This window comes from Pseudomonas sp. W22_MBD1_FP4 (genome assembly GCF_052113765.1).
Lineage (GTDB): Bacteria > Pseudomonadota > Gammaproteobacteria > Pseudomonadales > Pseudomonadaceae > Aquipseudomonas > Aquipseudomonas sivasensis.
On the sequence record NZ_JBGQOI010000001.1, the window covers coordinates 510,848 to 531,437 of the forward strand.

Below are 20,590 nucleotides of genomic sequence, written 5' to 3' on the forward strand. Positions count from 1 at the left end.
CTTCCAGGGTCAGGTTGAAGTGAAACCGTGCACCGGCAAACGCACCGGTCGGCGCAGGATGATGCCGTCGACCCAGGGCACCTGGTCCGCCGGCACCGCCAGGCGCAAGTTGGGAAAGCGCTGCACCAGAATCTGCAACACCGTGGTGATTTCCAGGCGCGCGAGGGCCGCGCCCATGCAGTTGTGCATGCCGTAGCCGAACTGCAAATGCCGCGCGTCGTTACGGTCCAAGCGAATCGCCAAGGGTTCAGGAAACACCGCTGGGTCACGGTTGGCTGCGAATGCATCGGCGTAGATGATGCTGCCCTCTGGGATCAACCCCCACGGCCCGTCAAGGTCGACACTGGCCAGGCGCGGGAAGGTCGAGATGGTGCCCAGGGGGATCACGCGCAGCAGCTCTTCGACAGCATTCGGGATCAGCGCAGGGTCGTCCACCAACTGCTGCCACAGCTCGGGCGCGGCCAACAGGGTGTACACCGCCTTGGTGAGCACGGTAAGAATGTTCTGGTCGCCGCCGATCAGCACGCCGAGCAGGATGCCCACCAACTCCTTGTCGTTGAGTGGCGGTTCACTGTCGTTGCGGGTGGCGACGAAACGCTGGATCAGCCCATCGGGATAGGTAGGGCGCGCGCCCGTCACCAGGTCGGTGAGGTAGTTGTAGACGCCCCAGAATTGGTTCAGCAGCTCCGGCACATCCGCGTCCGACGCGACCTGCACCGTATGGCTGAGCGGCCGATAGTATTCACGGTCACTCAGGGGAATGCCGAGGAGTTGGCAGTCCACCGTCGCAGGAATGTGATCAAGCACCTGGGCAAACAGGTCTGCACCGGGGGCCTGGCGCTGTAATACATCCAGGCGCTCATGGGTCGCCTGCTGCACTTTTTCCGCCAGCAACGCCACCCCACTGGGGCTGAAATCCCGCGCGACCACTTTACGCAGGCGGCCGTGATCGGGAATGTCGTTGTTAAGCAGTAACTCTGGCGGCGTGATGGTGGGCAGAAAACTCGCACCGTCTTCTTCGTTGCACGGAGCGCGAATGGCGCGGTTGTCCAGCAGCAACGCCTGCACGTGTTCATAGCGGGTCAGGTGATACGCCAAGTGGCCGCTGGGCAAGAGGATCCTGGGCAAGCCATTGGCGGGGCTGGCGGGTTGATAGGCTGGCGGCGCATCCAGGTTGGGGATGCGCGCCACGGTGACTGGCGGGGTGGTGACGACGGCGATATTCATCAGGCAGGCTCCCCGACAGGTTGCACCAGGTTCACACCAGTCAGGCGCTGCAACTGGGTAAGGGCCTGGTGGTTGTCGATAAAGTGCAGCACTTGCCAGCCCAGCGCGGCGGCGGCGTCGATGTTTTCGGCCACGTCATCGATCAACAAACTGTCAGCCGCGCTGACGCCTGAACGTGCGGTGGCGACCTCGAAGAACGCCGCTTCCGGCTTGCGGGTGCCTTCCCGGCTGGAATCGACGATCAGGTCGACCACCTCGTCCAAACCCACCATCGCCCGCCAGTGCTGCTCCCACTCCACCACGTTGTTGGTGAGGATGCCCACACGCAATCCAGCACGCTTGAGCGCACGCACCGCGGCCACCAACGGCGCATTGGCCGGCACTCCGGCGAACCAATGCTCGCCAAAGGTTTGCAGGCGCGCACGGGACAAATCAATCTGCGGGTCGCGGCGCCGCAATGCCAATTCCAGGCGTTGGCCCCACTCCTTTTCGGTGAGCAAAGCGCTCTCCACCGGCGCCAGCATCGGCACGCCCAGTTCCTCGGCCACATCACTCATGGCCTGTTGCAGCACGCGCGGGGCCAAGCCGGTCTTGACCTGATACTGCTCGAACAACGCGGGGATCGGCGGCGACAGCACGCCCCCGAAATCGAACCAGATAAACTTCAAATCGCTCATCGCACACCCCCCGCAACCAGGGCCAACGGCTGGCTGGCCGCCACGGGCAACAACTCAAGCTCGGCTGTAGCAATCACCACGCCGCCCTGCTCCACGTCCAGGGCCAGAGTGATGCGCCCGTGTTCATCGATTGCCAGGGCATTGAGATCGGCACGCACCCGTGTCGGCAAACCGAACTCGCCGAAGCGGGTGAACACCACATGGCAACTGGACAACAGCCACTGATCAGGGGCGGCCTGCAATTGCCGATCCGCCACCACCAAGGCCGCTTGCCGGAAACCTTCGAGCAGCAGCATGCCGGGGATATGGTCGAGGGGATGGTCGAAGATCGCCGGGTTGTTAAGGTCCACAATCAGCGGCGCCACCAGGCGGTCGGCGCCCTGCTCCACGTCCTTGCCCAGCACCACGTTGTTCAGCCAATGGCGCCCTACCGCCGACGGGCTCAACGGTGGCGGCAGTTGCGCCAACGGGTCCGCGTCGGCGGGAATCGCCGCCAGGCCACGGGCGCGCATCTTGTTCCACGAAGCGCCGCTCATCCAACGGATGCTCATGCGCTCATGCCGTGCGGCGACTTCGCCATTGATGCTCAGGGACATGTTCAGGGTCACGCCACTGCGCTCGCCATGGCGCAGGTATTCGTCCACCACAAACACATCGATCTGTGCCGACGCCGGGCGATCCCCCACCACCAGCAAACTGCGCTCGGTGACGCGAGTGACACTGTCCAGGTAAATAAACTTGTCCTGGGCACTCACATCCAAGAACGCATGAGAGATATAGATCGACGCCTGGCGGAACACTTCCAGCAATAACAACATGTCGTAGTGTGCCGAACGATGCGTATGTTCACTGAAGTAACTGTGGGTACGCGGTAGTTGGGCGCTGCAGCGGAAGTGACCCTCTTTTACCAACTCCGCGCCCGTCAGGAAGACTTCGCTGACAGCAGCACGGTGCACCATGCTACGCGGCACAGTGTTTTCGCAATGGATCGCCGGCGCTGGGCTGGCTGGATTTAGAACGGACAATTCAGACATGGGCATCTGTCTCCTGATGAGCTTTTCCGTAAGCGTGCAGACCGCTGTACAAGTCCATGACTTGTGAGCTTTGCGCGGACAACCCGATCTGGCTGTCAGTACCCTTGTGCAGATACTCCCTTATATTTTCACTGCACACTTAGATCAGTTTGATCGAAGCTTATAAGCGCAACTAAATGATCTAGAGACCGAACTAAGTGTTCTAACTTAGCAGTGAAAAAAAGCCCACGAAGTTGCTCAAGGTCGTAAAGAACATCACGACCCGGAGCAGATTGGCATGTTGAAAACAGGATTCACCCTGGCGCCCCTGGCGTGCGCATTGGCCCTGGGCGGCCTGGCGCTGCCAAGCCTGGTGCTGGCGCAAAACGATGCGGCCGCCGTACACAAGGTCATTGAGTTCAATATTCCCGCCGGGCCCCTGGATGAAGTGCTGCTGAGCATTTCCCAGCAAAGCGGCCATTCCATCGCTTTTGATCCGCCGCTGGTTGAAGGCCGCGCAAGTCGTTCGATCCAGGGCCGCTTGAGCCAGGAGCAGGCGCTGGGGATCGCCTTGAGTGGTTCACAACTGGGCTTCAGCCAGACCGCCAGTGGCGCCGTGTTGATCCATCGCCTGACGGACACCAGTACACCTGCAGCCGCGATCAGCAGCGAACCGGCCGCGCCACGCCTTAAGTCGGTTGAAGTGATCGGCACCCGCCGTAGCGATGTCACCGCCCTGCAAAGTGCGGCACCGGTGGATGTGATCAGCAACGAACAACTGGAGCGCAGCGGCACCGATAACCTGGCTAAGGCCCTGGAAACCCTGGTGCCGTCAGTGAACTACCCGCAAGTCAACGGCACCGATGGCGTGTCGTCGCAGCGGCCGGTGTCGCTGCGCGGCTTGGCGTCTGATCAAGTGCTGGTGCTGGTCAATGGCAAGCGTCGACACGCCTCGGCATTCGTCAACACCAAGGCCACCTTGGGCCGGGGTTCCCAGGCGGTGGACTTGTCGACGATTCCAGTCAGCGCCGTCGACCATATCGAAGTGCTGCGCGATGGCGCCTCGGCCCAATACGGCTCCGACGCAATTGCCGGGGTGATCAATATCGTGCTCAAGGAGCAGGATCACGGCGGCGCGGTGCAAAGCACCTTTGGCCAATACACCAAGGGCGATGGTTTTCGCCGCTCGGTCGGTGGCTGGACCGGTTTCACCTTGCCCGGCGACGGCTTCCTCACCCTCAGCGGCGAGGGCCTGCGCAGCGAGCGCACTTCCACCGGCGGCACCGATGGCCGGCAGTTCTACCCAACTGCAGATGCCCGCGAAGCGGATGCCGACCGTCATTGGCGCTACGGTTCTCCGGGGCTTGAGGATTGGAACCTGGCGCTCAACACCGGCCTGTCACTCAACGATGCGGTCGACCTCTATGGTTTCGCCACTTACCAGGACCGCACCGGTGAATCCCAGGCCACCTTTCGCCGGCCTATCGACGCCAACAACCTGGTGGCCGTGTACCCCAACGGATTCCTGCCCCTGCTCGATGTACGTTCGCGGGATGCGTCGGTCACTGGCGGGGTGAAACTCCGCGATGACAGCCTGGGCAGCTTCGATCTCAGCGCCAACTACGGCCGCAATCGCATCGACTACCACCTCAGTGATTCGCTTAACGCCAGCCTCGGACCTGCCAGTCCCACCAGCTTCAACGCCGGCGCGTTGATCAACGAGCAAACCAACGTCGGTCTGGACCATGTGAAGGAATTCAAGGTGGGCTGGGGCGCGGGTCCACTGGTGTTTTCCAGTGGTCTGGCGTGGCGTAACGAAGCCTATGAAGTGATCGCCGGCGACCTTGCATCCTGGACCCATGGCACGGCCCTGCCCACCCGTGCCGGCGGCGCCCAGGGTTTTCCCGGCACCCAGGACAGTGACGAAGGCCGTTATGCACGCCATGTGTTCGGCGGCTACCTGGGCCTGGAGCAGCAGGTCACCGACAAACTGCAACTGGGCCTGGCCGGGCGCAGCGAGCACTACGATGATTTTGGCACCACGACCACCGGCAAGTTTTCCGTACGCTACGACCTCACCCCGCAGTGGGGCCTGCGCTCGACGGTAAGCAGCGGTTACCGCGCGCCGACGTTGGGCCAGATCGGCACCTCGGCGACCCAGACCGAATTCAAGGCCGGCGACCCCACGGCCTATCAGGTCGGCACCGTCAGCGTGAACACGCCGGTAGCCCGGGCGTTGGGCGCCAGTGACCTGAAGCCGGAAAAATCCACCAGCCTGTCCCTTGGTGTGGTGTGGCAGCCGCTGGAGCGCGCGAGCGTCAGCGTCGACGCGTATCACATACGCATTCAGGACCGTATCGCCCTGTCGGAAACGCTCAGTGGCACCCAGGTCAGCCAGATCCTCGCCAGCCAAGGCTATGGCAACTACTCCGGCGTGAGCTTTTTCACCAACGCCCTGGACACCAAGACCAGCGGCGTCGATGTGGCCGCCCACTATCGTCTGGACCTGGACGACGCCAGCCAACTGACCCTCAACGGCGCGTTCAACTACAGCAAGACCCAGGTCACCGATATCAAGGACAACCCCGGCCCCCTCGCCGGCACCGGCATCACGTTAATCAACCGCGAAGCCCTCAGCTACGTGGAAAGTGCCTCGCCCAATACCAAGCTGATCCTGGGGGCCGACTGGCGTAAAGGCGCGTGGCAGGCGAGTTTCAACACGATCCGCTATGGCACCTACACCCTCGATTCCAACCTCGGCGAAGCCCGCGACCAGACGTTTTCCGCGCAGTGGGTAAGCAATGCCAGCGTGTCCTACGACATCAGCCAGGCCCTCACTCTGACCCTGGGCGGCAACAACATTTTTGACAGCTACCCCGACAAGATCGACGTGGCCAACCGCTTTGTCGGTGGGCGCGTGGCCTACCAGAGCATCTCCCCGGCCGGTGCCGAAGGCGCCTTCTACTACGTGAAAGCCGACTACCGCTTCTGACCCTCATTAAGGAGTTCACATGAGCTTTGATCCTGTGCGTTTTACCCAAGAGTTCGAGCATGACTTTGCACTGGCCAAGCAGTTGCTGATCAAGCATCAGGTGCTGTCGGGCAATGAGGCGGGAAATATCAGCCTGCGTGTTCCCGGCGAGGAGCGGCTGGTGATTGCCTCGTTGAGCGGGGCTGACAGCGGTGTGGCGGCGATTGTGGATTTCGAGTTGCAGCGCAGCCAGGGCAGCCTGACTGACAACCTCAAGGAGGTGGCGGCACTGCATGTGGCGATTTATCGCGAGCGGGGCCAGGTGAATGCGGTGATTCATACGCACTCGCCGTATCTGACGGCGTTTGCGATTGCGGGCCGGCCGTTGCGGGCCCATGCCTCTCAGTTGTTGGGGATTCTGGATGAGGATCAGGAGGTGCCACTGACGGCGTGGGGGCCTCGGTATGCGCCGGAGCCGGTGGTGGCGGCGTTGCGTGAGCATCCGCGGGCGCCGGCGGCGTTGCTGGCTAATCATGGTCCGTTTGCCTGGTCCGAGCGGGGGGTGTTGGCGGTTACGCGGTTGTTGATCAATTTGGAGGAGGCGGCGTATTTGACGTTTTTGGCGCAGCAGCTCGGTACTCCGCAGCCGTTTCCCAGTGGCGCGGCGCAGCGGTCGCGGTTGGGGTGGAGTGCGACATGAGCGGTGTTGCGACTGACACGGCACGGTCTGGGTTTGGGAGGGGTGGTGCGACGATTCGACTGGCTTTCGGTCGTGGGTTATCGGTGTGCATTTCCGTTGCTGCGGTAACGGCGGCTTTGGGTTCCGCTCTTACAGCGGCTCACTTTTGGAAGAGCCCAAAAGTAAGCAAAAGGCTCTCGCCACACCACTCGGTGCCTCGCCTAGGCTCGGCATGCCCTCACTCCGGCCAGCGTGGTCGACGGGGCGCTGTAGATCAAAAGCCAGATCAAAAGCCGGATCAAAAGCATCGCTTTGCGGGCTTTCGGCCGGCCGGAGTGATGGTTGCGGCGGTGCTTGCTTTCAGTGTGCTTTCGGCTCACGCCGAGGTTTTGCTCGAACGGGCTCAATCCCGTGGCACGCTCAATGTCTGCACCAGTGATGAGTTTCCTCCGTTCAAGATGCTGGATGCCCAGGGCAAGCCCAGTGGGTTGATCATGGATTTGATTGTTGATCTGCAGCAGCAGTTGTCTGCTCGGGTCGGTCAACCGTTGAAGTTGTCGTTGGTGCAGGTCAATCCGCTCAATCGTTTGTTGTTTCTCGATCAGGGACGTTGCGAAGTGTTGGTGACGTCCTTGTTGGACACGCCAGCCCGGCGTCGGGAAGTGGATTTTGCCAGTCCGGGGTTTTATAGCTCGGCGGCCACGGTGTTTGCGCCCAAAAGTACGGCGGTGCCCGATTGGGAAAGTCTGCGCGGCAAGACGCTCTGCGCGCCGGCGACAAGTGTGTGGGTGCGGCCATTCGAAAGCCGCTACGGCGTGCAGTTCGCGTCGTTTAACGGCACCGCCGAGGTGCGCAAAGCGGTGGCTGACAGTCGTTGCCTGGGGGCGATGGGGGATGATGCGTTGTACAGCGCCCTCGCCCGTCAACCTGAGTGGGCCGACTACGAGGTCAAGCTGCCGGGGCAGGCACCGGCGCCGTGGGGGATTGCCCTGCGCAAGGGCCAGCCGGAGTTGTTGGCGGCGGTGTCGAACATTGTCGAAGGCTGGCATGCCAAAGGTCTGATCATCGCCTTGGAGCGGCGTTACGGTCTGGCGCCGAATGCCTGGGTCGCGCAGCAGCATGCGCAGGCACGCCATGAGTGAGGTCAGCCTGCGCCTGTGGCTGGAGCAGCACGGCCTGTCGCTGAGCATCGTCTGGGACCCGATGGACCGTCAGCGTTTTCTGCTGGGCCTGGGCCTGACCTTGCTGTTGTCACTGGCAAGTATCGCGCTGTCGCTGTTGATCGGTGTCGTCGGCGCCGCCGGCCTGGGTTCGCGCCAAGGTCTGTGGCGCGGGATCAGCGGCGCGTACGTGGCGTTGTTTCGCAACACGCCGCTGTTGGTGCAGTTGTTCTTTTTCTACTTCGGCGTCGGTGCGTTACTGCCGTTGGTGGACGGGGTGCGCCTGCTCAACGGCACGCAGTGGGCGATCATTGTGATCGCCCTGCACAGCGGCGCGTTCCAGGCAGTGAACCTGCGCGCCGGGATTGATGGGGTGCCACGCGCCACCCTCCAGGCGGCCGCCGCCCTGGGTATGCAGGAGCGCACCGTGCTGCGCCATATCGTGCTGCCGCTGGCGCTGCGCAATAGCCTGCCGGCGATGGGCAATACGGTGGTGCAGACCATCAAGTCCACCTCCATCGCCTATGCGATCGCGGTGCCGGAGTTGCTCTATGCGAGCAACCGAATCTGGTCGGATAACTTCAACGTCGCCGAGATGATGCAAGTGCTGTTGCTGGTCTGGCTGTTGTTGATCGGCCTCAGCAGTTGGCTGTTGCGCCGACTGGAGTATCACCTGCGCCTGCCGGGCCAGGAGTTGCCGAATGCTGCCTGAACCTTCGCCACTGATGCTGCTGTGGCAGTGGGCCCCGGCGCTGCTGCAAGGCTTTGGCCTGAATATCCTGATGGGCGTCACCGCCATGTTGGTGGCGACGGTCTTCGGCGTCCTGCTTGGCAGCCTGCAAGTCAGTGCTCGCCCGGCTCTGCGCCGTGGTGCAGGACATCTGAGCCGTTTGCTGCGCAACCTGCCCTGGCTGGTGGTGATGTTTTACGTGGCCTACTTGCTGCCTTACGAAGTGCAGTGGGCCGGGCGCTGGTGGCAGTTGCCGGACTGGCTGAAAGTCGCGCTGGGCCTGGCGTTGCCCGCCATCGGCTACGTCTCGGAGATTGTGCGCGGAGGCGTGTACGCGGTGCCGTCGGGCCAGTGGGAGGCCGCCCAGGCCTTGGGGCTACGCCACGGCCAGGCCCTGCGCTACGTGATCATTCCGCAGACCCTGCCAAGCCTGGTAGCGCCGTGGATGAACCTGTATTGCGCGGTGACCATGTCCACTTCCCTGGCCAATCTGCTGGGGGTGGAAGAGCTGATGACCACCCTGCAATCGCACCTCTCCAGCCAATTGCGCAGCGACCTGCTGCTGCCCGCCTATGGCGTGGTGTTTATCGCGTTCTTTCTCTACATCTATCCCCTTTCACGCTGGGCCAAACGGCTGGAACGCCGATGAGCCTTTCGACGAGTACCACGACCATGCGCGACGACACCCTGTTGACCCACCTCGGCCGTGATCCGGCCAACCATGCCGGTACCGTCAACACCCCGGTGTATCGCAGCTCGACCTTTATCTGGCCCGACACCAGCACCCTGACAAACCACCTCCAGCAGGCCGACGACCCGCACTACCGCGGGCATATCTACGGACGCAACGGCAACCCCACCACCGCCGCGTTCGAAGACGCCGTGGCCGAATTGGAGGGTGGTTTTCGGGGGCTGATCATGCCCAGCGGCCTGGCGGCGATTGTCGGTGCGGTGTTGGCCGTGGCGCGGGCCGGCGACCATATTCTGGTCACCGACAACTGCTACTGGCATGCGCGCCAGGTGTTCGACCAAATCCTGCCGCGCTATGGCATCCAGGCCAGCTATTTCGCGCCGATGCTCGGCGCGGATATCGCCGGTTTGCTGCGCCCGAATACACGCCTGGTGTATGCCGAAGCGCCCGGTTCAAGCACGTTCGAAGTGCAGGATATTCCCGCCCTCGCCCACGCGGCCCACGCCCATGGCGCGCTGCTGATGCTCGATAACACCTGGGCCACGCCGCTGTTTTTCAAGGCGTTTGAACACGGCGTGGATATCTCGATCCATGCCGCCACCAAGTACCTGGTGGGCCACAGCGACGCGATGCTCGGCGTGATCGTCACCACGCAAGCGCTTTACCCCGGCGTGCGCGAAACCGTGCGTCAGCTGGGCTATATCGCCAGTGCCGACGACGCCTACCTGGGCCTGCGGGGCCTGCGCACCCTCGGCGTGCGCCTGCGCCAGCACGAGCGCTCGGCACTGACCGTTGCGCAGTGGTTGCTACAGCGTCCGCAAGTCGCCCAAGTGCTGCATCCGGCATTACCGGGCGCGACGGGACACGACGTGTTCAAACGCGACTTTCTCGGCTCCACCGGCCTGTTCGGCGTGGTGCTCAAACCCATCTCAGAACCGCAAACCAAAAGCTTTCTGGAAAGCCTTCGGCTGTTCGCCATGGGCGCCAGTTGGGGCGGTTTCGAAAGCCTGATCCGCCAGCAGCAACGCCACCCTTCGGCCCAGATTGAACCCGGCGTGTTGCTGCGCCTGCACGTGGGCCTTGAAGCCGTCGAAGACCTGATCGCCGACCTGCAACAAGGCCTTGAACGCCTGACTGTCACCCCACCTGCCCCAAGGAGTCTGCCATGAGCCAAACACTGCCCACCCACTACAGCATTTGCCCGCTGCTGGTCGCGTCCAACATCGCCGTGGAACTCGGCTGGCTGGATGAGGAATACCAGCGCGTCGGTGCCGAAGCGATCTACCTGCGCTCGCTGCCCGATAACCAGGGTTGGCTGCCGCACTTCACCCATGGCGAGTCGCGGTTGATTCGTGACGGCGGCGCCGTGCCCGCCCTGTGGGCCCGTACGGACCAGGCCGACACGCTGCTGGTGGCCACCACCGCGAGCCAACGCGCCGGGCAGATTCTGGTACGCGCCGACGGGCGTATCCGCCAGGTCGCGGACCTATTCGGCAAACGCATCGGCGTCCCGGTCAGCCGTAACAAGGCGCGGGTGGATGTGCTCAAGGCGCTCGCCGAGCATGGCCTGTTCAATGCGCTGCAACTGGCCGGACTGGAACCGTCCCAGGTGCGGCTGATCGAGCTGGAGGATGAAGGCGATCCCCACACTTTGCAGCCTGCCGCGCGGCCATCGGCGTTCTGGGCGCAATTGCACGGCCTGCACGGCAAGCCGGGCCAGGAAGTCCGTGCATTGGCTGAAGGCCGTGTGGAGGCGGTGCATATCGCCGCCGGGCATGTGCCGGCGTTGCTCGCCAGCGGTGAATTCACCGTGATCGAAGACCTGGAGCGCTACCCCGACTGGACCCTGAAAAACCACAACGGCCCCTACGCCACCACCGTCAACCGTGCCTTTGCCGAACAACACCCCCAGGTAGTCGTGGCGTTCCTGCGTGCGGCGATCCGCGCGGGGCGCTGGATCAACCAGCACCGCGAGGCCGCCGCTGAGGTGTTCACCCGCGTGACGTTCCTGCCGGATGCCGGGTTTATCCGCCAGGCCATCGCCGAGCTGGATTTTGTACCGCAACTGGGCCCGCAGAACCTCGCCGCGCTGGAGCTGAAAAAGGATTTCCTGGTGCAGCGCGGTTTCTTGCAGAACGACTTCAGCGTGCATGAGTGGGCCCGGCCCGACTTCCTCGCCCAGGCCCACGCCGGGCTCTAACATTCCAACCAAGGACGAACAATGATTGCTCAGTACCGTAAAACCCTGCTCGCCAGCCTGCTGCTGGCCGACTCCACGTGGGCCGCGCAAACCGCCAGCTCCACCGAACCGCAACTGAGCAAGGTCGAGGTGGTCGGCGCACGCGTCACCGAAGCCAGCGCCGCCATCGGCGAAGATAAGATCAGCAACACCCTGAGCATCTCGCACCAGGCGCTGCTGTCGGCGCCGGCGGGCACCTCGGGGCTGAAAATGCTCGAAGCGCTACCGGGCTTCAACGTGCAGGTCAACGATGCGCTGGGCTTGTATGAGTTCGGCAACTCGGTGTTCGTGCGGGCGTTCAACTTGCAGCAGATCGGTTTTTCCATCGACGGCGTGCCGTTGGGCCGTACCGACCAGTTTGGCGGCAGCCCGATCTATCGCTACGTCGACAACGAAAACACCGAACGGGTCACGGCCTCTACCGGGGCCGGGGATGTGTCGCAATCGGGCTATGCGTCACTGGGTCCGTATGTGGATTACCAGACCAGCAACCCCACGGTGGAGCCTGGCGTGAGCCTGTCCTATACCTTGGGCAGCGACAGTCTGCGGCGCAGTTTCGTCAAGTTGCAAAGCGGCGAATACCAAGGCCTGTCAGCGTATTTCAGCCGTTCAAAAATCGACGGCGACCTGTGGCGCGGCCCCGGTACCATCGATCGCGAACACTTGGAGGCCAAAGTGCGTTATCGCTTCGGTGATCGCGATGAAGTGTGGCTGCGCGCGGTGCACAACTCGTTCTACGACTATGACTCGCCCTACGTCAGCATCGCCCAGTACGACGGCAGCGCCAACGACCCCTTCGGGCGTTCGGGCCGTTACTTCGCCTACCTGGACAGCCTTCCCGATCTACCCGAAAGCGTGCCGGGTGTGCGCTACAGCAACACCGGCTACAACCAGTTCTACAAACAGGCGGTGAACCAGCGGCGCGACACCTTGTACAGCCTCGGCGGCCAGTTCGAGATCCGCCCGGACCTGCTCAACTACACCACCCTGTACTACGAAGCCAAGAAGGGCTTTGGCGTGTCGCCCGAGGCCTACGCCACCTCCCTGGCGCTGCACAATGCCGAAAGCAATGTGGACGGTCTGTTCGCCCCCAAAGGCGTGCAATACGGGCTGTCGTCCCTGAGCGGGCACCGGTTCGGGGGGCGTACCGGGCTGCAATGGGAAGTGGGTCAACACCAGGTCGACACCGGGCTGTGGGCCGAGACCGATGTGTTCAACCGCCAGCAAGGCCGCTACAACCTCACCGATGGCAGCCCGGCTGGCGAGCCGCTGTTCAATGAACCGGTGCACCTGCAAGGGGATTTCAGCTCCACGCGCAATTCGTTGCAGTACCACCTCAAGGACACCTGGACCCTGCTCGATGATCGCCTGCGCCTGCAATTCGGCTTCAAGAGCTTGAACCTTAAGTACCGCATCGAGGGCTATCGCAACGCCGGTGACTACATCAACAATCGCCAACCGCGCCTCAGTACCCAATGGAACGACGCCTTCCTGCCCCAGGCCGGGCTGGTCTACAACCTCACCGACGACACCCAAGTGTTCGCCTCTTACTCGGAAAACATGGCCCTGCCCCGTGGCGCCGACGACATTTTCCGCGCTGCCAGCCCCAGCGCACCGCCGCCGGATGCCGAACGGGCGAAGAACTACGAGGTGGGTTATCGCATCAACCGTCCGACCTTCAACGCCGCCTGGGCGCTGTACCGCACCGACTTCGACAACCGCCTGCAAGCCTTTGCCTCAGCGGTGCCCGGCAGCAGCCAGGTGGAAACCTACTACCAGAACGTCGGCAAGGTGCAGGCCTACGGCACGGAGCTGAGCGGTCAATGGAAACCACCGATCCTGGCCGACAAGGTAGTGCTCAACGGCAACCTGACCTACAACAAATCCACCTTCCAGAACGATGCCGCCGGCCTGTCGATCCGTGACAATGACGTGCCCGACAGCCCCCGCTGGCTGGCACAGGCCGGGGTTACTTACGAGCTGGCACCGTGGGCGTTGCTTAACTTTTCGGCGCGCTACATCGGCGAGCGCTACAGCAACTTCACCAACAGTGAATCGGTGCCCGGTTACACCCTGTACAACGCCTACCTGGACCTGGGCGGCGAGCGCGTGCATTACGGCCCGCTGAAAAACGTCAAGTTGCGCTTTAACGTCGACAACCTGTTCGACAAGGACTACCTGGGCTACATCCTCACCAGCACCAGCGGCCCCGCCGTGTTCCGACCGGGTTCGCCGCGCACCTTCCAAAGCACCTTGAGCATGGAGTTTTGAACATGACCAAGCGCCTGCTGATCCTCGCCTTGTTGCCGTTTCTGGCCCACGCGCAAGTGAGTCCCACGACCCTCGCCCTGCACCAGCGCCTGCTGGTGCTGGACAGCCACCTCGACACACCGCTGACCCTGACCCGCCCCGGTTGGAACATCCTGGAGCGCCACGACTACGAACAGGACGGCAGCCAGGTCGACCTGCCGCGCATGCGCGAAGGCGGCCTGGATGGTGGTTTTTTTGCGGTCTACACCCCTCAGGGCCCACGCACCGAGGAAGGCCGCGCCTACGCCAGCGCGTATGGCCTGGCCACCCTCACGCGCATCCGCGACGTCATCGACCGCAACCCCGACAGCTTTGCCCTGGCCCTCACCGCCGACGACGCCCGACACATCGCCGCCCAAGGCAAGCGCGTGGTGTTTATCAGCATGGAAAACGCCGACCCGCTGAGCTCCGATCCCGATTTGCTCAACACCTACTACCGCCAAGGCCTGCGCATGCTCGGCCTGGTGCATTTCATGAACAACGACCTGGCCGACTCGGCCACCGCCCTGCCGGAATGGAAAGGCCTGAGCCCCAAGGGCCGCGACCTGGTGCAGCGAGCCAACCGCTTGGGCATCCTGCTGGACGTGTCCCACGCCAGCGACGCGGTGTTCGACCAGATGCTGGCGTTGTCCAGCGCCCCACTGATCGCCTCCCACTCAAGCAGCCGCGCGGTCAACCCGCACCCGCGCAACCTCGACGACAACCGCGTGCGCAAACTGGCGGCCAAGGGCGGTGTCATCCAGGTCAACGCCTACAGCGACTACCTGATCCCCCTCACGCCCAACCCGGAACGCAACAAAGCCATGGCCGCCCTCGGTGCACGCTTTCACAACCTTGCCGCCCTGAGTCCAGAACAGATCAAGACGCTCTACCAAGAACGCGACACCCTCAACCAACGCTTCGCCCAACCCAAGGCGAGCCTCGATGTGTTCATGAAGCACCTGCTGCATTTGCTCGAAGTGGCGGGCCCCGATCACGTCGGCATAGGCGCCGACTGGGATGGCGGCGGTGGCGTGACCGGGCTGGAAGATGTCAGCCAGTTGCCGGTGATTACCCAGCGGTTGTTGGATGCCGGGTATAGCGAGGCGCAGATCGCGAATATCTGGAGTGGGAATTTGTTGCGGGTGTTGCAGGCGGCGCAATCCGCCGCCCTGTAGCCTTAACCTACTGCCACCCTCCCCCCATCACCTTATACAAACTCACCCGATTACTCTGCTCCGCCAGGCGCAGGGTGATCAGGTCCTGCTGGGCGCTGTACAGCGATCGCTGGGAGTCCAGGGCTTCGAGGTAGCTTTGCGAGCCGGCGCGGTAGAGCGCGTCGGACAGGTCGTAGCTCTTCTGGCTGGCATCGGTCAGCGCTTGCTGGGCGGTGAGGCGTTGGTCCAGGGTGCTGCGCACGGCCAGGGCATCGGCGACTTCCTTGAATGCGGTTTGCAGGGTTTGCTGATAGGTCTGCACCTGGATCTCTTTCTCGACCTTGGCCGCATCCAGGGTCGCGCGGTTACTGCCGGCATCGAAGATTGGCACGCTGATGCTAGGGGCGAAGGTCCAGGCGCCGCTGCCGGCCTTGAACAGGCTGGACAGTGACGCACTGGCGGAGCCCGCATTCGCGGTGAGGCTGATGCTGGGGAAAAACGCCGCACGGGCCGCGCCAATGTCGATATTCGCGGACTTGAGGCTGTGCTCCGCCGCGAGTACATCGGGGCGTCGCTGCAACAGGCTCGATGGCAGCTCGGCCGGCACCTGCACCAACGCCGCCGCCGATTGCAGATGGGTGTCGGGCAGCAGGGCGTCGGGAATGTCGCTGCCAACCAGCAGGCGCAAGGCGTTGCGGTCCTGGAGAATCTGGCTCTGATACTCGGCCACATCGACCCGCGCTGACTCGACGGTGGTTTGCGCCTGGGCCACGGCCAACGCCGTCGAACCACCCAAGGTGTGGCTGCGCTGGGTCAGTTCGTAGGTGGACTGCTGGCTGGCCAGGGTCTCCTCGGCCAGTTGCAGGTGCTCGTTGTCGGCGGCCAGGGTCAGCCAGGCGGTGGCCACTTCGGCCACCAGGCTGATTTGCGTGCTGCGCCGGGTTTCGGTCAGCGCCAGGTAGTCTTCCAGCGCTTCGTCCTGCAGGTTCTGCACGCGGCCGAACACGTCGACTTCATAGTTGCTCAGCCCCAGTTGGGCACTGTAGTCGTGGCTGGTGACGGCCGTGCCGCTGCTGGACAGCGAACCCGGCGTGCGGCTGTGAGTACCGCTGACGCTGGCGTCGATGGTCGGGAACGCCGCGGCGCGCTGGATGCGGTATTGCGCCTGGGCCTTCTCGATATTCAGGCTGGCCAGGCGCAGGTCGCGGTTATTGGCCAGCGCCAGGGTTTGCAGTTGTGCCAAGCGGCGGTCGGTAAAGAACTGCTGCCACTGGATGTCGGCCGGCACCTCACCCTGCACGCCCGCTTGCCATTCGCCAGGCACCGGGGCTTCAGGCTGTTGATACTGCGGCGCTAGGTTGATGCAGCCGCTCAGGGCCAAGGCGGCCACTAACGGCCAGAGAAAGCGGATCATGCGTCACCTTTTTCGACAGTGGGCGTCGTGCTGACACGGCCAAAGCGGCGGCGGATCAACACAAAAAACAGCGGTACAAAGAAGATCCCCAGCACCGTGGCGCTGAACATGCCGCCCAGCACACCGGTACCGATGGCCCGACGCCCGGCGGAACCTGCGCCACTGCTCACGGCCAGGGGCAGCACGCCGAACATGAAGGCCAGGGAGGTCATCAGGATCGGCCGCAAGCGCTGGCGCACGGCGATCAGCGTCGCCTCGCGCAGGCTGTTGCCTTGCTCTTGCAGGTGCTTGGCAAACTCGACGATCAGGATCGCGTTTTTCGCCGCCAGCCCAACGGTGGTCAGCAAGCCGACCTGGAAGTACACGTCATTGCTCAACCCGGTCAATCGCGTGGCCAACACCGCGCCGACGATGCCCAGCGGCACCACCAGAATCACCGAGAACGGCACCGACCAGCTCTCGTACAGCGCGGCCAGGCACAGGAATACAAACAGGATGGACACCGCATACAGCAACGGCGCCTGGGATCCGGAAAGACGCAGTTGGTAGGACTGGCCGGTCCACTCGTAGCCGATGCCATCGGGCAGTTGCCGAGCAATCGCTTCCACCGCGTCCATCGCAGCGCCGGAGCTCACGCCGGGCGCCGGGTCGCCGACCACTTCCAGGGAGGATGTGCCGTTGTAGCGTTCCAGCAAAGGCGAGCCATAGCTCCAGGCACTGCTGGCAAATGACGAAAACGGCACCATTTCACCGTTGCTGTTGCGCACGAACCAGTGATCCAGATCCGCCGCTTGCATGCGGGTGCTGGCGTCGCCCTGCACGTAGACCTTCTTCACGCGGCCCTGGTTGAGGAAGTCGTTCACATACGTGCCGCCCAACGCCGTGGACAAGGTGCTGTTGATGTCGCTGGTGCTCAGACTCAAGGCCCCCGCCTTGCGGTCATCGATACTGATTTTGAGTTGCGGTGCGTCGTCCAGGCCATTGCTGCGTACGCCCAGCAGGCGCGGGTCTTGCCTGGCCAGCGCAATAAACTGCTCGCGCGCCGCCACCAACGCATCGTGGCCAAGACCGGCGAGGTCCTTGAGCTGCAAATCAAACCCTGAACTCTGGCCCAGGCCGCGCACGGCGGGCGGTTGCATCACGAACACATCGGCATCGCCAATGCTTGCCAGTGCCAACGTGGCGCGTTGGGCAATCGTGGCGGCATCGTCTGAGCGCTCACTCCAGTCCTTCAAGCGAATAAACGCGCGCGCGGTGTTCTGGCTGTTGCCGCCCATGCCCAGCCCGCTGATGCTGATCATCGCCTCGACTTCCGGCTGCTTGAGCATGTACTGCTCGAACTGGTGCAACACCGCCTGGGTACGGCTGTCGGTGGCCCCCACCGGCAGCTGGATTTGCGCCATGAGAATGCCCTGATCCTCATCCGGCAGGAACGAGGTGGGCAAGCTGGCGTAACCCGCCGCCATGGCTGCGGCGATCAGCGCGTACACCACCAGGCTGCGGCGTGAGCGTTGCAGGACACCGCCAACCAACGCTTCATACGCGCGGGAGCAACGATCAAAGGAACGATTGAACCAGCCGAAAAAGCCCCGTTGAACGGCGTGCCCTGGCTTGAGCAGCGTGGCGCACAGTGCTGGCGTGAGGGTCATCGCGACCACCACCGAAAGCACCATGGCCGAGACGATGGTCACCGAAAACTGCCGATAGATAATCCCGGTGGAGCCCCCAAAAAACGCCATGGGAATAAACACCGCACTCAACACCAGGGCGATGCCGACCAGCGCGCTGGTGATTTCATCCATCGATTGCCGCGTGGCCGCCAGGGCCGACAAGCCCTGCTCGGCCATCACCCGTTCGACGTTTTCCACCACCACAATCGCATCGTCGACCAGCAACCCAATGGCCAGGACCATGGCAAACATGGTCAGGGTATTGATCGAGTACCCGAACAACGCCAATACGCCAAACGTGCCCAACAGAACCACCGGCACCGTGATCGCCGGGATCAGCGTAGCGCGCAGGTTTTGCAGGAACAGGAACATGATCAGCACCACCAGCACGATGGCCTCGCCCAGGGACTTGACCACTTCCTCGATGGACAGGCTCACAAAGGGCGTGGTGTCGTAGGCGATCACGTTCTTCAATTGCATTTCAGTGGGGTAGAACGGCGCCAGCTCCTTGAGCTTGGCCTTGACTGCCTCGCCCACGTCCAGCGCATTGGCGCCCGCCGCCAGTTGCACGCCCATGGCGGCGGCCGGCTTGCCGTTGAGGGCCGAGTTGATGTCATAGCTCTCGCTGCCCAACTCCACGGTCGCCACGTCGCCGAGCAGCACTACCGCGCCGTCGCTGCTGGACTTGATCACCACGTTGCGGAACGCTTCGGCCGTTTGCAGTTTGCTGCGCGCGCTGATGGTGGCATTGAGTTGCTGCCCCTTCACCGCCGGCAGTGCGCCGAGTTGGCCGGCTGACACTTCGGTGTTTTGCGCCTCCAGCGCAGAGCTCACATCCGAGGGCATCAGCGCGTATTTTTCCAGTAGCGCCGGGTCCAGCCAGATGCGCATGGCGTAGCCAGAACCGAGGGTCTGTACGTCGCCCACGCCGTCGATACGGCTGATGGAATCGAGCAAGGTGCTGGAGATGTAGTCACCAATCTGGGTCCCGGTGACGCTGGGATTATCCGAGGCCAGGGCGGCAATCATCAAAAAGTCCGAACCGCCCTTGGTCACGGTCAGGCCTTCGCTCTGCACCGACTGCGGCAAGCGCGACTCGGCCTGTTGCAGCTTGTTCTGCACCTGCATCTGCGCCACATCCGGGTCGGTGCCGGCGCCAAAGGTCAGGCTGATACTGGCGCTGCCCGCCGAACTGCTGGAGGCGGACATGTAGGTCAGATTGTCCAGGTCTTTCATTTGCTGCTCGATGACCTGGGTCACCGAGTCTTCGACGGTCTTGGCCGACGCGCCGGTGTAGGTGGCGGAAATACGCACGGTGGGCGGCGCGATGTCCGGGTACTGCTCCAGCGGCAACTGGCTGATGGATAACGCACCGCCGAGCATGATGACGATGGCGATGACCCAGGCGAAAATCGGTCGATCAATAAAGAAACGCGCCATGTTCAACCCTCCTGCGCCAGGGCGCCGGCATCTGCGGCCTGGGTCTGGACCACGGCGCCGATGCGGACTTTTTGCCCACCCTCGACGATCACCTGGTCACCGGCCTTCAAACCGGCGGTCACCCACCACTGGTTGCCCACGGCGCGGTCAACGGTGAGCACGCGTTGCTCGACCTTGCCGTCAACCACCAGCAACACCGAGGTCACGCCGCTGGCGCTGCGGCTCACGGCTTTTTGCGGGATCAGGATCGCCTGGTCATCGCGGGCCTGCTCCAACACGCCGCGCACGTACATGCCGGGCATCAGCAAATGCTCCGGGTTATCGAATACCGCGCGCAAGGTCACGGTGCCGGTGCCCTGGTTGACACTGACCCCGCTGAACTTGAGGCAGCCGTCGTGGTTGTAGGCGCTGCCGTCATCCAGCTTGAGGCTGATGCGGGCCTCGCCGTCACCGTTGGCCTGCAACACGCCACTAGCCAGGTCGCGCTTGAGGGCCAGCAATTCGGTGGTGGACTGGGTCACATCCACATAGATCGGGTCGAGTTGCTGCACGGTCGTGAGTGCGGTGTCCTGGTTGGCCACCACCAGCGCACCGGGTGTCACGGTAGACGTTTCGATGCGCCCCGCGACCGGCGACGTGATGCGGGTATAGGCCAGGTTGATGCGGGCGGTGTCGAGGTCGGCCTGGGCCACCTGCACGTCAGCGGCGGCGGTCAGCAGGGTGGCCTGTGAGTCTTCGTTGGTTTGCTGGCTGATGGCGTCGATCTTCACCAGCTGGGCGTTACGCGCAGCGGTGGTCTGTGCCGACTTCAACGTGGCGCGCGCCTTGGCCAGGCTCGCCTGGGCCTCAGCCAGCGCCGCCTTGTACGGTGCCGCATCCAGTTGGTACAGCGCCTGCCCGGCTTTCACCTCGGCGCCTTCGACAAACAGGCGCTGTTGCACGATCCCGCCGACCTGCGGGCGAATCTCGGCGACCATAAAGGCCTGGGTACGCCCGGCCAGTTCAGTGGTTCGCACCTGGCTCTTGGGTTCCACGGTTATCACCGAGACTTTGGGGGCAGCGACTTCGGGCGCGGGGTCGCCAGCCGAGCAGCCGCCGAGCAGCACCATAATGATGAGGGACAGGAGAACCGCGGCGGTTACCAGGTATTTGGCGAAGAATTTGGTCGACATAGTTGCCTCTGCAAGACGGGGTAGTGCAAGCCTTACCCTCATGCTGCAAGGCAAATGTGCA

The 20,590-nt window shown here is 63.2% G+C and carries 15 protein-coding genes; 9 read left to right on the forward strand and 6 right to left on the reverse strand.

The window, feature by feature from the left end:
* Window positions 1-9: 9 nt before the first annotated feature.
* Genes ACEN2T_RS02430 through ACEN2T_RS02440 form a run of 3 tightly spaced genes read right to left on the reverse strand, consistent with a single transcriptional unit; the run spans window position 10 to window position 2,938 of the window.
* Window positions 10-1,227 carry a cytochrome P450 gene (locus ACEN2T_RS02430; RefSeq protein WP_095184694.1) on the reverse strand — a complete coding sequence of 406 codons (1,218 nt, stop codon included), beginning with the start codon at window positions 1,225-1,227 and terminating at the stop codon, window positions 10-12.
* Window positions 1,227-1,904: an HAD family hydrolase gene (locus ACEN2T_RS02435; RefSeq protein WP_032885206.1), complete on the reverse strand. Its 678-nt coding sequence runs from the start codon at window positions 1,902-1,904 to the stop codon at window positions 1,227-1,229. Before ACEN2T_RS02435 ends, ACEN2T_RS02430 begins: the two co-directional genes overlap by 1 nt.
* The gene (locus tag ACEN2T_RS02440) at window positions 1,901-2,938 is read right to left on the reverse strand and encodes a ScbA/BarX family gamma-butyrolactone biosynthesis protein (protein ID WP_181643497.1); all 1,038 of its coding nucleotides are present in this window, start codon (window positions 2,936-2,938) and stop codon (window positions 1,901-1,903) included. The genes ACEN2T_RS02435 and ACEN2T_RS02440 overlap by 4 nt, the downstream gene beginning before the upstream one ends.
* A gap of 277 nt (window positions 2,939-3,215) precedes the next feature.
* On the opposite strand from ACEN2T_RS02440, the gene ACEN2T_RS02445 reads away from it, so the two are divergent.
* The 9 genes from ACEN2T_RS02445 (at window position 3,216) to ACEN2T_RS02485 (ending at window position 14,854) form a co-directional block, all read left to right on the forward strand.
* Complete coding sequence (locus ACEN2T_RS02445; RefSeq protein ID WP_260366789.1) at window positions 3,216-5,909, forward strand: TonB-dependent receptor; 2,694 nt, start codon at window positions 3,216-3,218, stop codon at window positions 5,907-5,909.
* 19 nt (window positions 5,910-5,928) lie between these two features.
* A complete protein-coding gene (locus ACEN2T_RS02450; protein ID WP_095184690.1) occupies window positions 5,929-6,588 on the forward strand; it encodes a class II aldolase/adducin family protein in 660 nt (219 codons plus the stop codon).
* Between the two features lie 329 nt (window positions 6,589-6,917).
* Window positions 6,918-7,709 (forward strand): transporter substrate-binding domain-containing protein, encoded by a 792-nt coding sequence (locus ACEN2T_RS02455; protein WP_339481465.1) that lies wholly within the window; start codon window positions 6,918-6,920, stop codon window positions 7,707-7,709.
* A complete protein-coding gene (locus ACEN2T_RS02460) occupies window positions 7,702-8,439 on the forward strand; it encodes an amino acid ABC transporter permease (RefSeq protein ID WP_442116237.1) in 738 nt (245 codons plus the stop codon). The genes ACEN2T_RS02455 and ACEN2T_RS02460 overlap by 8 nt, the downstream gene beginning before the upstream one ends.
* Window positions 8,429-9,106, forward strand: coding sequence for an amino acid ABC transporter permease (locus ACEN2T_RS02465; protein WP_032885213.1), 678 nt, complete (start codon window positions 8,429-8,431; stop codon window positions 9,104-9,106). Before ACEN2T_RS02460 ends, ACEN2T_RS02465 begins: the two co-directional genes overlap by 11 nt.
* Window positions 9,103-10,317, forward strand: a complete 1,215-nt coding sequence (metC, locus tag ACEN2T_RS02470; RefSeq protein WP_241089473.1) for a cystathionine beta-lyase — start codon at window positions 9,103-9,105, stop codon at window positions 10,315-10,317. The genes ACEN2T_RS02465 and metC overlap by 4 nt, the downstream gene beginning before the upstream one ends.
* The gene (locus tag ACEN2T_RS02475) at window positions 10,314-11,348 is read left to right on the forward strand and encodes an ABC transporter substrate-binding protein (RefSeq protein WP_442116238.1); all 1,035 of its coding nucleotides are present in this window, start codon (window positions 10,314-10,316) and stop codon (window positions 11,346-11,348) included. The genes metC and ACEN2T_RS02475 overlap by 4 nt, the downstream gene beginning before the upstream one ends.
* Before the next feature lie 21 nt (window positions 11,349-11,369).
* Window positions 11,370-13,658 (forward strand): TonB-dependent receptor, encoded by a 2,289-nt coding sequence (locus tag ACEN2T_RS02480; protein WP_442116239.1) that lies wholly within the window; start codon window positions 11,370-11,372, stop codon window positions 13,656-13,658.
* A 2-nt stretch (window positions 13,659-13,660) separates the two neighbouring features.
* Window positions 13,661-14,854 (forward strand): dipeptidase, encoded by a 1,194-nt coding sequence (locus tag ACEN2T_RS02485; RefSeq protein WP_442116240.1) that lies wholly within the window; start codon window positions 13,661-13,663, stop codon window positions 14,852-14,854.
* 7 nt (window positions 14,855-14,861) lie between these two features.
* Here the strand turns inward: ACEN2T_RS02485 and ACEN2T_RS02490 are convergent, their stop codons facing one another.
* Genes ACEN2T_RS02490 through ACEN2T_RS02500 form a run of 3 tightly spaced genes read right to left on the reverse strand, consistent with a single transcriptional unit; the run spans window position 14,862 to window position 20,529 of the window.
* Window positions 14,862-16,247, reverse strand: a complete 1,386-nt coding sequence (locus tag ACEN2T_RS02490; protein ID WP_442116241.1) for an efflux transporter outer membrane subunit — start codon at window positions 16,245-16,247, stop codon at window positions 14,862-14,864.
* Entirely contained in the window at window positions 16,244-19,357 is a 3,114-nt protein-coding gene (locus tag ACEN2T_RS02495; protein ID WP_442116242.1) for an efflux RND transporter permease subunit, read from the reverse strand. The genes ACEN2T_RS02490 and ACEN2T_RS02495 overlap by 4 nt, the downstream gene beginning before the upstream one ends.
* Window positions 19,358-19,359: 2 nt before the next feature.
* Window positions 19,360-20,529, reverse strand: coding sequence for an efflux RND transporter periplasmic adaptor subunit (locus ACEN2T_RS02500; RefSeq protein WP_442116243.1), 1,170 nt, complete (start codon window positions 20,527-20,529; stop codon window positions 19,360-19,362).
* Between the last annotated feature and the right edge of the window lie 61 nt (window positions 20,530-20,590).